Genomic DNA, 10,730 nt, shown 5'->3' on the forward strand with positions numbered 1-10,730 from the left:
AAAGTAAATGCCATGACAACTGATGCGTTACTGCCCGGGGCCACCGCCGCCGGGCAGGAACACCACAAACTGGCGGGCAAGCTCGGCCCGACCGCGATCGTCTTCATGGTCGTCGCCGCGGCCGCGCCGCTCACCGTCGTCGCGGGCACGTTTCCGATCGGGATCGCGGCAGGCAACGGCGCGGCGTTCCCCGCCTCCTACATCGTGTGTACCGCGGTGCTGCTGCTGTTCGCGGTCGGCTTCACCACGATGGCCCGCCACATCCGCGGCGCGGGCGCGTTCTACACCTATATTGCGCATGGTTTCGGCCGTCATGCCGGCCTCGGTTCGGCGTTCCTGGCGCTGTTGTCGTACACCGCCGTGCAGGTCGGGGTCTACGGCTACATCGGTGCCACGCTCAACGACCTGGTCACGTCTCACGGCGGACCTGCCGTGCCCTGGTACCTGTACGCGCTGGTGATGATGGCGGTGGTGGCCATGCTGGGCTATCGGCATATCGAACTGTCCGGCAAGGTGCTCGGCGTTCTGCTGATCTGCGAGGTCGGCATCGTGATGGTCGTCAACATCGCGGTCATCGGCCACGGTGGTGGCGACGCGGGCCTGTCCAGTGCCGCGCTGCATCCAAGCGAGTTCTTCTCGGGTGCCCCGGGTATCGCACTGATCTTCGCGTTGGCCGGCTACATCGGCTTCGAGGCGACGGCCGTCTTCCGTGACGAGGCGCGTGATCCGGCCCGCACCATTCCCCGCGCCACTTATGCCGCACTGTTGCTGATCGGAGGGTTTTACGCGCTGAGCAGCTGGGCCATGGTCAGCGCCTGGGGCGACGACGATGCGGTGTCGACGGCGACGAACAGCCCGGCGACGATGCTGACTGAGACGGCCACCCGCTACGTCGGCTCGGTGGCCGGGGACCTGGTCCAGATCTTCCTCGTGACAAGCCTTTTCGCGGCTCTGCTGTCTTTCCATAACGTGTTGACCCGTTACATCTTCGCCCTCGGGAACACCAGGGCACTGCCGCGACGGTGCGGACGCTCGCATGTGCGCCACGCGTCGCCCTACATCGCCTCGGTGGTGCAGACCATCTCGGCGTTGGTCGTACTCGTCGCTTGCGTGCTGGCCGGGCTCGATCCGGTGCTGCAGGTGTTCACCTGGTTCGTTGGGGCGGCCTCGGTCGGGATCGTCATACTGATGACGCTGACGTCCGCAGCGGTGGTGGTGTACTTCCGTCGGACCAAGTTCGACACCCGGCGCTGGCACACCCTTATCGCGCCCAGCTTGGGCTTCATCGGGCTGGCCCTGCTGTCGGTGATGACAGCGGTCAACCTGCCGTTGCTGGTCGGCGGGTCCGACACGCTCGCCGCCATCATCGGCGTGCTACTCGCCGGCGCTTTCCTCGGCGGGGCCGCGGTCGCGGTCCTGCGCCCACACGCCGGTCGCCAAGATTCTGATTCTGATTCCGAAAAGGAGATTTCCCGATGAGCACCGCTACCGTCGAAACCGCCGATCCTGCCGCCTCGACAGCGCCGGACCACCCACTGACCCCACTCAGTGCTGACGAAATCCTCTCTGCGCGAAAGATTATCGACGACAACGGCTTGCTCGGCGAGAGCGTGAGATTCGTCTTCGTCGCACTCGACGAGCCGCACAAGAAGATCGTGCAGACCTTCGAGCCCGGCGATCCGATCGACCGGTGTGCGCGGGTGCTGCTGCTGGACCGGGCAACCGGGCAGGGCAGTGACCTGGTGGTGTCGATCACCGCGGAGCGGATCGTCAGCCGGGTTGCCATCAACTCCGAAGCCGACGGCCACGTACCCATCCTCGACCAGGAATTCGAGGACATCGAAGCATTCCTGCTGGAGTGCCCCGAATGGCTCGAGGCGATGCGCAAACGCGACCTCAAACCCACCGATGTGCGTGCAGTTCCGTTGTCGGCCGGGGTGTTCGGGCACGAGGACGAAGTCGGCCGGCGCATCGTCCGCGTGCTGGCGTTCTACCAGTACGACGAAGCCGATCTGCCCTGGGCACACCCGATCGACGGCGTCGTCGCCTATGTGGACCTGACAGCGCGCACGGTCGTCAAGGTGATTGACGAGATGACCCTGCCGTTGCCGACCGAGCGCGGTGAGTGGGACGCCGAGCCGCACGCGGTGCCGGCGCGGACCGACCTGAAGCCCATCGAGATCACCCAGCCCGAGGGGGCCAGCTTCACTGTCGACGGCAACCAGATCACCTGGGCTGATTGGTCTTTCCGCTTCGGATTCGATGTACGTGAGGGCCTGACGTTGCATCAGCTGTCGATCGACGGCAGGCCGGTGGTGTACCGCGCGTCGATCGCCGAGATGGTCGTGCCCTACGCAGACCCGTCGCCGGTGCGCTACTGGCAGAACTATTTCGACCAGGGCGAGTACCTGTTCGGCCGCTACACCAATTCCCTCGAACTGGGCTGCGACTGTTTGGGCGAGATCAAGTACTTCGATGTCACCATCGCCGACGAGGACGGCCGGCCCAAGGTGATGAAGAACGCGATCTGTCTGCACGAGGAGGACTACGGCGTGCTGTGGAAGCACACCGACATGTTCAACGGCATGGCCGAAACCCGGCGGTCCCGTCGGCTCGTCATCTCGTTCTTCCTGACCATCGGTAACTACGACTACGGTTTCTACTGGTACCTCTACCTCGACGGCACGATTCAGTTGGAGGCCAAGGCCACCGGCATCGTGTTCGCCTCTGCCTACCGCGGACCGGACGGTTACTCGACCGAGATGGCTCCTGGCCTTGGTGCCCCGTTCCATCAGCACATGTTTTCCGCCAGGTTGGATATGGCTGTGGACGGTGATGTCAACGTAGTCGAGGAAGTCGACGCTGTTGCGGTTCCTATCGGCCCGGACAACCCGTGGGGCAACGCATTTCGTCCGCAGAAGACCAGACTGAGCCGCGAGTCCGAGGCCATGCGGATCGCCGACAACCTCAAGGCCCGAGTCTGGCATATCACCAATCCGACCAAGCAGAATCGGTTGGGCCAGGACGTCGGGTACGCGCTGCATCCGGAAGGGCAACCGGTGTTGTTGGCCGACCCGTCCAGTTCGATCGCGCAGCGGGCGGCATTCGCGACCAAGCATCTGTGGGTCACCCAGTACGACCCGTCGGAACGCTATCCGGCCGGTCAGTTCGTCAACCAGCATCCCGGGGACGGCGGGCTGCCCTCGTTCATCGCGCACGATCGGGATATCGACGGCCAGGACATCGTGGTCTGGCACACCTTCGGGCTGACGCACTTCCCGCGGCCCGAGGACTGGCCGGTCATGCCGGTGGACTACGCCGGCTTCAAGTTGAAGCCGGTCGGCTTCTTCGATCGCAACCCGGCCCTGAACGTTCCGGCGGCACCGAAGTCGCACTGCTGCGAGAGTTGAGTCCACCGGTGCTGCGTCACCACGCCCGCGATTGGGCCCGCGGCGCCATTGCCTAAGTGGTTGAATAAGCCGTGGGGATTTGGGCGCGGACGGCGTTCGCAATTGTGACCGTGACCATGCTCGTCAGTGCGTGTGGACGTGACGAGAAAGCGAAATCGGAGGAGCTGCCGGAGTCGTCGGTGAGCACGGCCCAGGCGGCACCCGCCTCGCCGACCAACACCGATGTAAACCACAACGGAATACCGGACGCCGAGGACAACGACTGGCCGGGCAAGATGATCCCCGACTACCAGGCTGCGACCTCGCCGGACGCGGTCAGGGGCCGGGACCTCATCCAACAGGCGCATTTGTTGGAGGATATGGCCGACAGCATCAACGAGTCCCTCAAGCTGCCCTTCGACATTCCGCTGATCGGTAAACAGTGCGATACCGCCAACGCTTTCTGGGATCCGAACGACAACACGGTCACCATTTGTTACGAGGATGCGGCGGATGGTCTGGACATTTACACCAAGGCCGGTGACGCGGACCCTCGGGCGTCGGCGATCAATGCCGAAGTGGCGACTTTCTATCACGAGACCGGTCACATGGTGGTCAGCATTTACGACCTGCCGGCCACCGGCCGCGAAGAGGATGTCGCCGACCAGCTTTCGGCCTACATCCTGTTGACGCCCGGACCCGACGGTAAAGCCGATCCCGACAATATTCGTGCGGTGAAGGACTTCGCCCGCGAATTCGAGGGTTACGCCGACGCCGGTGGTGAGGTCGACGATGACGCGCTCGCAGACACTCACTCTCCCAACAAGACTCGGATGTACAACCTTGAGTGCTGGGTCTACGGCTCCGACCCGGAGGCCAATGCCGACCTCGTGGGCGGTGACCAGTTGCCGCAGGATCGGGCCGACGGTTGCCAGGAGGAGTACGAGAAGATGAGTCACGCCTGGGACACGTTGCTCGCCCCCTACCTGAAATAGCCTCGCCCGCCGGCGCATCAGAAGGGTGGGGGTTCGGCGCGGGTGTGTTCGCGGGTGGGCATCATCAGCGCGCGGCGGGGGTGGGGCGGTACTTCCGAGGGCAGCACGAGGGTGCCGGTCGGCTTCGCCAACTGTGGAAAGAACAGGGCCCCACCGGGTGTGGTGGTCCAGAGGTGCCCGGTCGGGGAGGTCCACTCGATGGTCCCGTCGGGGTGTTGGCGATCGGACCAGCCGCCCGGGCCGGTGTGGAAGGTTTTGAGTAGGTGGTGGTGGCGGCACAGGCATGCGAGGTTGGAGGCGTGGTTGGGTCCGGCGGGCCAGGGGACGGTGTGGTCGATACCGCACCGCGCTGCGGGGACGTCGCAGTAGGGGAATCGACACGTCAGGTCCCGGATGCGGATGAACTCGGCCAGCGCGGTCGAGGGCCGATACCGCGGACGGCCTCGGCGGGAATCGGGCCGTAGCCGGGCACGTAGCCCGGGGTGTCGCAGGCCCCGGTGAGGGTTTCTTTCTCGGCCAGCACGTGCACGACGACCGTGCTGACGGCTGGCGGACGGTGTCGGCCAGCTCGCAGAGGCGAGCGTCGAGGGCGATCGCGTCGGGGGCGCGCAGCCTGCCACAAATCTGGGCGGTGCCGCACGGGTCGGGGCCGATGTCGATGTAGCGGTCTTCGTCACGCGTGCGGGCGTCTTTTTTGGCCAGGAGGTCGACCTCGGTGACACCACCCGTGCTCGCCCGGGCAACAAGAACGACGGCTGCCATGTCGAGCAAAAAAACTGGGCAGTGGTCCGCACCGTCGTCAGATACCACCGCTATGACACCGCCTCAGAGTTGTTGTTAATCAACGAGATTTGACAGATCCAGTCCAAACTCACCAATTACTTCTACCCGCAACAGAAGCTGATATCTAAAACCCGGCACGGCGCCAAGGTGTCCACAAAAACATGACACCGCGGCCACCGCGTTTCACCGAGCGATCAATCACCGGGCCATGACCGTCGACTGCATAGCTGCGTTGGCTCGCAACCGCTCCCGAATCAACCCCGCGGCCATCCAACGCCGAATCCGAGCCCTCACCGAACAACTACGCGGCATCACCCTCAGCAAACCCAGCGCCCGTGTCAACAGACGCGCACCATGGCACGTCTCACCCACCAGCCCTACGCGCGTATCTTGACCTGAGGCAACAGGTCTAACTGGGGATAACTACCGGTAGACCAGGCCTGACAGCCGCATCGCCAGACTCCGACGCACTGCAGGCACGTGACCCGCGCCGCCGATCAGCACGTTGCGGACCGGCCGGATGGCGGCCGGCAGCGTCGCCAGCCTGGTCAGGCGTCCGGTCAGCGCCAGCACCTGTTGGGCGACCGCGCGCCGCGCAGGACCGTAGGCGTCAAGCGCGCTATCGGAGCCGGCCAGCGACTCTGCCAGCGCTTCTGCCAACACCACCGCGTCCTGGATGCCGAGGTTCATGCCCTGGCCGCCGGCGGGGCTGTGCACGTGGGCGGCATCGCCCGCAAGCAGCAGGCGGCCGGACCGATAGGTGTCGGCGACCCGGTGATGGATTCGGAACCGCGAACCCCAGACCAACTCGGTGACCGTCATCCGGCCTGTGCCGAGTCCGCGGTCGTCGAGCAGCTCCTGAACAATTGCGACAGAGGGTATTTCGGGTGCAACGGCCATCGGCGCGACTATGCGATAGATACCGCCGGGCATCGGTGCGATGACGGTCAGGCCGGCCCGCGCCCAGAACAGGATCACCTGATCGTCGGGGGCCTCGCCGGTGAGGCGGACGTCGGCCAGCAGGAACGACTCGGCGTATTCACTACCGCTGAAACCGATGCCCGCCTGCTCGCGGACCAGACTGCGGATTCCGTCGGCGCCGACGGCGAATCGCGCTCGGACCGTCGATCCGTTCTCCAGTAACGCTTCTACGCCGTCGTCATCCTGCGCCATCGAGGTCAGTCGATTGGGCCGCGACACGCTGCCGCCCAGCTCGCTAAACCGCTCCGTCAGCAAATTCTCGGTCTCGGACTGCGGTAGCCCCAGCGTGTAGGGGTAGGCGGTGGGCAGCGTGCTGAAGTCGATCGCGATCAGGGTGTGAGCGTGGTCGCGGACGGTGAACTGCGGCAGCTGCAGGCCGGCCTTGACCAGCCGCCGGGATAGGTCCAGCTCCTCCAGTACCTCCAGCGTGCGGCCATTGATCGCGGCGGCGCGGGAGGTGTTGGCTCCCGCGGGCTGCATGTCGATGATCATCGCGTCGAACCCGCGGGCGGCCAGCGCCGTCCCCAGCGTGAGTCCGGTCGGGCCTGCCCCCACGATCAGGACGTCGGCGTCGAACATGGTCTTCTCCTGTCCGTAGCTATGCCAACGAGTGTTGGCATAGCTTCAGACTGCGCCGCCATAGGCGATAAGTCAACACGCGTTGGCCTACAATTGTTGGCATGCGAAGATCCTCCGACCAGACCAAGGCGGTGATCCTGGCCGCCGCCAAGGAGCAGTTCGCCGCCGGCGGATTCGACGGGGCCACCATTCGCAGCATCGCGATCGCCGCCGATATCGACCCGTCGATGGTGATGCGGTACTTCGGCACCAAGGATCAGCTGTTCGCCGCTGCGGCCGAATTCGATCTCCGGTTTCCCGATGTCTCGCAGGTACCGGTTGGCGAACTGGGCGCCGTGCTGGTCGGTCACTTTCTCGACCGGTGGGAGAGTGACGACGCACTGACCGTGCTACTGCGCTCGGCGACCACCAATACCGTTGCTGCGCAACGTATGCAGGAGATTTTCAGTGCGCAGCTGGGTCCCGCGGTGGCCGCGATCGCACCCGGCGACGCGCCACGGCGGGCCGGGTTGATTGCCTCTCAGATGCTGGGGATGGCGTTGTGCCGGTTAGTGTTACAACTACCGCCGATGGTCGAGCTGACCCGGGAGGAAATGATCGACTGGCTGGGACCGACGATCCAGCGCTACCTGACCGGAAGTCCGATTCTTCGATAGCGGGCCAGTCTGGCGCCGAGGCGCTCTGCGGCCGGCTGCAGCCGCAGCGTGGCCACCTCGGCCGCGATGGCCGCGGACAACCGCGCCGCGAACGCCAGCGGTTCGTCGGCGGCGTCGTGAGATTCGCCGTATTCACCGACGATGACGTCGACGATTCCGTTGTGGAGCAGATCGGCAGACCGAATTCCTTGCGCCGCAGCAAGTTCTGGTGCGTGGTCGGTGTCTCGAAAGACGATCGCGCTGGCACCCTCCGGTGGCAACGGGGCCAGCCAGCCATGTAACGCGGCCAGTACGCGATCCGCCGGCACCATCGCCAGCGCCGGTCCGCCGCTGCCCTGACCGAGCAGTACCGACACCGTCGGCGTGTCCAGCGTGACCAACTCGGCCAGACAGTTGGCGATCTCGCCGGCCAGCCCACCCTCTTCGGCCTCCTGCGACAGGGCGGGCCCCGCGGTGTCGATGACGAGCACCAGCGGTAACTGCAGTCCGGCGGCGAGCGCCATCCCGCGGCGGGCCTCGCGCAGCGCGGCCGGCCCCACCACGCCTCCGACGAGGTGTTCCTGTCCGAGTAGCACCACTGGTTGGCCGCCGAACCGAGCCAGCGCCAAAAGGGTCGTCGCGGCTTCACCCTGGCCGGTCCCGGACAGCAATACCCGTTCGGTCGCGCCGTGGCGCAGCAGATATCCGACGCCCGGGCGCTCGGGGCGGCGCGATGCCTCCACAGAGGTCCAGGCCGGCACCTCCGGCACCGGCTCCGCCTGCACCGGAGGGGGAGCCGGGGCGGGTCGGTCGGATACGACCGTCAACGCCCGGTCCAGGGTCCGGCGCAGCTGCGGCAGCGGCACCACCCCGTCGATCACCCCGTGGCGCTGCAGATTCTCGGCGGTCTGCACGCCGGGGGGGAACGGCTCGCCGTAGAGGTGCTCATACACGCGCGGGCCGAGGAAGCCGATCAGCGCGCCGGGCTCGGCGACGGTGATGTGCCCGAGCGATCCCCAGGACGCGAACACCCCGCCGGTGGTCGGATGGCGCAGGTAGACGAGGTACGGCAGGTGGGCCTGTTTGTGCAGGGTGACGGCCGCCGCAATCTTGACCATCTGCAGAAACGCGACGGTGCCCTCCTGCATACGGGTGCCGCCCGAACTCGGCGACGCCAGCAGCGGCAACTTCAGGGAGGTTGCCCGTTCGACCGCCGCGGTGATGCGTTCGGCCGCCGCAACACCGATCGAGCCCGCCAGGAAATCGAATTCGCAGGCCACGACGGCCACCCGGCGGCAGAACACCGTGCCCTCACCGGTCACCACCGACTCGTCCAGCCCGGTGGCGGCTGCGGCGGCAGCGAGTTCGTCCGCGTACTGCTGGTTCTTCGCCACCTCGATGGGCGGCGAATCCCAGCTGCGGAACGAACCCGGGTCCAGTACGGCGTCACGAAGTTCACCTGCGCTGATGCGGCTCACGGGACGAGGGTAACGGTCGATAAGTAGGGTGAGCCCATGATCGGTATCACCCGCGACGGGCCCGTCACGACCTTGGAACTCCAGCGACCCGAGCGCCGCAATGCGCTCAACACCGACCTTGTGGACAGCCTGCGGGAAGCGATCGAGGCGATCGACCCCGACGAGGTTCGCGCCATTGTGCTCACGGGAGCAGGCACCGTCTTCTGCGCAGGTGCCGACCTGTCCGGCGATGTTTTCGCCGCCGACTTTCCCGATAAGGCGATCGCGCTGAACATGGCGATCGACAAAGTGCCCGTTCCGGTGATCGCCGCCATCAACGGCCCCGCGATCGGTGCGGGCGTGCAGTTGGCGATGATCTCCGACCTGCGGGTCGTCGCGCCAGAGGCGTTCTTCCAGTTCCCGATCGCCAAATATGGCCTGGCGCTGGATAACTGGAGCATCCGCAGGTTGTCCTCCCTGGTCGGATACGGGCGGGCCCGGGCCATGCTGATCGCCGCGGAGAAGTTGACCGCCGAGACCGCGCTGCAGACGGGGATGGCCAACCGGATCGGCACGCTCGCCGACGCGCAGGCGTGGGCGGCGGAGATCGCGGGCTACGCACCGCTATCCGTGCGGCACAGCAAGCGAGTGCTCAACGACGACGGCGCCTACGAGGAGCAGTGGGAAGCCCACAAGGCCGGTTTCGAGAAGGCGTGGTCCAGCCAGGACGTCATCGAAGCCCAGGTGGCCCGAATCGAGAAGCGGCCCCCGAACTTCCAGGGCGCATGATGTTGCGCGGCGCGGTCCGGTTCGTCGGTGGTACCGCGACGTTGGCGACGGGCGGCTGGTTGCTGCGCGCTCTGCACGGCGCGCCGGCTGCGCTCGGGGCGGGTCCGGGGGCGATCGCGGCCGTCGCGGGCGCTTCCCCGCATTTCCACGAGGGCGCCTTCGTCAACCTGGAACCGGCCTCGGGTGTCAGCCTCAGCGCCCAGGAACAGGCCATACTGCTGCGCGACGTGCTGCTCGGCCGCGGTACCGCCCGACCGGGTGGTCCGATCCCGTTGGTGACGCCGACGGTCGGTCTGGAAGCCACGGATCTCGCGGTGACCTGGTACGGGCATTCCTCGGCAGTGATCGAGGTCGACGGGTACCGGGTCTTGGCCGACCCGGTGTGGAGTGATCGGTGTTCCCCATCTGATGTCGTCGGGCCGCAGCGGCTGCATCCGGTGCCCGCTCCGCTGGAGGCGTTGCCGGCGATCGACGCAGTGATCATCAGCCACGACCACTACGACCACCTCGATATCGACACCATCAGACAGCTCGCCCGCACGCAGCGGGCCGTGTTCTTCGTTCCGCTCGGCGTCGGGTCGCACCTGCGGGAATGGCAGGTACCGGAGAACCGGATCGTCGAACTCGACTGGGGTCAGGCCGGTCACCTCGGTGACCTGAAACTGGTCTGTACCCCCGCCCGGCACTTCTCCGGCCGGTTCCTGGCCCGCAACACCACCCTGTGGTCGTCGTGGGCGCTTCTGGGCCCGCGCCACCGCGTGTTCTTCGGCGGGGACACCGGCTACACCAGCAGTTTCACCGATATCGGTGCGGAACACGGTCCCTTCGACCTGACGCTGATGCCGGTCGGGGCGTATCACTCCGGGTGGCCGGATATCCACATGAATCCCGAAGAGGCGATTCGCGCGCACCAGGACATGACGGATTCGGGTAAGGGCCTGTTCGTGCCCATCCACTGGGCGACCTTCCGCCTCGCCCCGCACCCGTGGTCCGAACCGATCGAACGGATGCTGACCGCGGCCGCCGGAGCCAACGTCAGCGCCGCGGTGCCACGGCCGGGGGAGCGGGTCGATCCCGCGCTGGTAGCCGAGATAGACCAGTGGTGGCGGTTCTAGCCCATAG

The 10,730-nt window shown here is 66.2% G+C and carries 9 protein-coding genes; 6 read left to right on the forward strand and 3 right to left on the reverse strand.

What is annotated here, in order from left to right:
* The first annotated feature begins 12 nt into the window (after positions 1 to 12).
* The 3 genes from H7J73_RS16800 (at position 13) to H7J73_RS16810 (ending at position 4,384) form a co-directional block, all read left to right on the forward strand.
* The gene (locus H7J73_RS16800) at positions 13 to 1,479 is read left to right on the forward strand and encodes an APC family permease (RefSeq protein WP_264068646.1); all 1,467 of its coding nucleotides are present in this window, start codon (positions 13 to 15) and stop codon (positions 1,477 to 1,479) included.
* Positions 1,476 to 3,410 carry a primary-amine oxidase gene (locus tag H7J73_RS16805; RefSeq protein WP_264068647.1) on the forward strand — a complete coding sequence of 645 codons (1,935 nt, stop codon included), beginning with the start codon at positions 1,476 to 1,478 and terminating at the stop codon, positions 3,408 to 3,410. Before H7J73_RS16800 ends, H7J73_RS16805 begins: the two co-directional genes overlap by 4 nt.
* A gap of 116 nt (positions 3,411 to 3,526) precedes the next feature.
* A complete protein-coding gene (locus H7J73_RS16810; RefSeq protein WP_264068876.1) occupies positions 3,527 to 4,384 on the forward strand; it encodes a DUF4344 domain-containing metallopeptidase in 858 nt (285 codons plus the stop codon).
* 382 nt (positions 4,385 to 4,766) lie between these two features.
* On the opposite strand, the gene H7J73_RS16820 is transcribed toward H7J73_RS16810, so the two are convergent.
* Complete coding sequence (locus H7J73_RS16820) at positions 4,767 to 4,907, reverse strand: hypothetical protein (RefSeq protein WP_264068896.1); 141 nt, start codon at positions 4,905 to 4,907, stop codon at positions 4,767 to 4,769.
* 683 nt (positions 4,908 to 5,590) lie between these two features.
* On the reverse strand, positions 5,591 to 6,727 hold the full coding sequence (locus H7J73_RS16830; RefSeq protein ID WP_264068649.1) for an FAD-dependent oxidoreductase: 1,137 nt from the start codon (positions 6,725 to 6,727) through the stop codon (positions 5,591 to 5,593).
* A 101-nt stretch (positions 6,728 to 6,828) separates the two neighbouring features.
* Between H7J73_RS16830 and H7J73_RS16835 the strand changes: the two genes are divergently transcribed.
* On the forward strand, positions 6,829 to 7,383 hold the full coding sequence (locus H7J73_RS16835) for a TetR/AcrR family transcriptional regulator (protein ID WP_264068650.1): 555 nt from the start codon (positions 6,829 to 6,831) through the stop codon (positions 7,381 to 7,383).
* Here H7J73_RS16835 and H7J73_RS16840 read toward each other — a convergent pair.
* Entirely contained in the window at positions 7,353 to 8,840 is a 1,488-nt protein-coding gene (locus H7J73_RS16840) for a carboxyl transferase domain-containing protein (protein ID WP_264068652.1), read from the reverse strand. The genes H7J73_RS16835 and H7J73_RS16840 overlap by 31 nt on opposite strands.
* A gap of 36 nt (positions 8,841 to 8,876) precedes the next feature.
* Here H7J73_RS16840 and H7J73_RS16845 point away from each other — a divergent pair, with 36 nt between their 5' ends.
* Both H7J73_RS16845 and H7J73_RS16850 read left to right on the forward strand, forming a co-directional pair.
* On the forward strand, positions 8,877 to 9,608 hold the full coding sequence (locus H7J73_RS16845; RefSeq protein WP_264068653.1) for an enoyl-CoA hydratase: 732 nt from the start codon (positions 8,877 to 8,879) through the stop codon (positions 9,606 to 9,608).
* Positions 9,608 to 10,723, forward strand: a complete 1,116-nt coding sequence (locus tag H7J73_RS16850; RefSeq protein ID WP_264068877.1) for an MBL fold metallo-hydrolase — start codon at positions 9,608 to 9,610, stop codon at positions 10,721 to 10,723. The genes H7J73_RS16845 and H7J73_RS16850 overlap by 1 nt, the downstream gene beginning before the upstream one ends.
* Positions 10,724 to 10,730: the final 7 nt, after the last annotated feature.

This window comes from Mycolicibacterium komossense (genome assembly GCF_025822605.1).
GTDB classification, from domain to species: Bacteria; Actinomycetota; Actinomycetes; order Mycobacteriales; family Mycobacteriaceae; genus Mycobacterium; species Mycobacterium komossense.

Bases quoted from the DNA above. Each gene is read 5' to 3' on its own strand.
- H7J73_RS16800 (WP_264068646.1), top strand. From the start codon at position 13: ATGACAACTGATGCGTTACTGCCCGGGGCCACCGCCGCCGGGCAGGAA.
- H7J73_RS16830 (WP_264068649.1), bottom strand. From the start codon at position 6,727: ATGTTCGACGCCGACGTCCTGATCGTGGGGGCAGGCCCGACCGGACTC.
- H7J73_RS16845 (WP_264068653.1), top strand. From the start codon at position 8,877: ATGATCGGTATCACCCGCGACGGGCCCGTCACGACCTTGGAACTCCAG.
- H7J73_RS16810 (WP_264068876.1), top strand. From the start codon at position 3,527: ATGCTCGTCAGTGCGTGTGGACGTGACGAGAAAGCGAAATCGGAGGAG.
- H7J73_RS16805 (WP_264068647.1), top strand. From the start codon at position 1,476: ATGAGCACCGCTACCGTCGAAACCGCCGATCCTGCCGCCTCGACAGCG.
- H7J73_RS16835 (WP_264068650.1), top strand. From the start codon at position 6,829: ATGCGAAGATCCTCCGACCAGACCAAGGCGGTGATCCTGGCCGCCGCC.
- H7J73_RS16850 (WP_264068877.1), top strand. From the start codon at position 9,608: ATGTTGCGCGGCGCGGTCCGGTTCGTCGGTGGTACCGCGACGTTGGCG.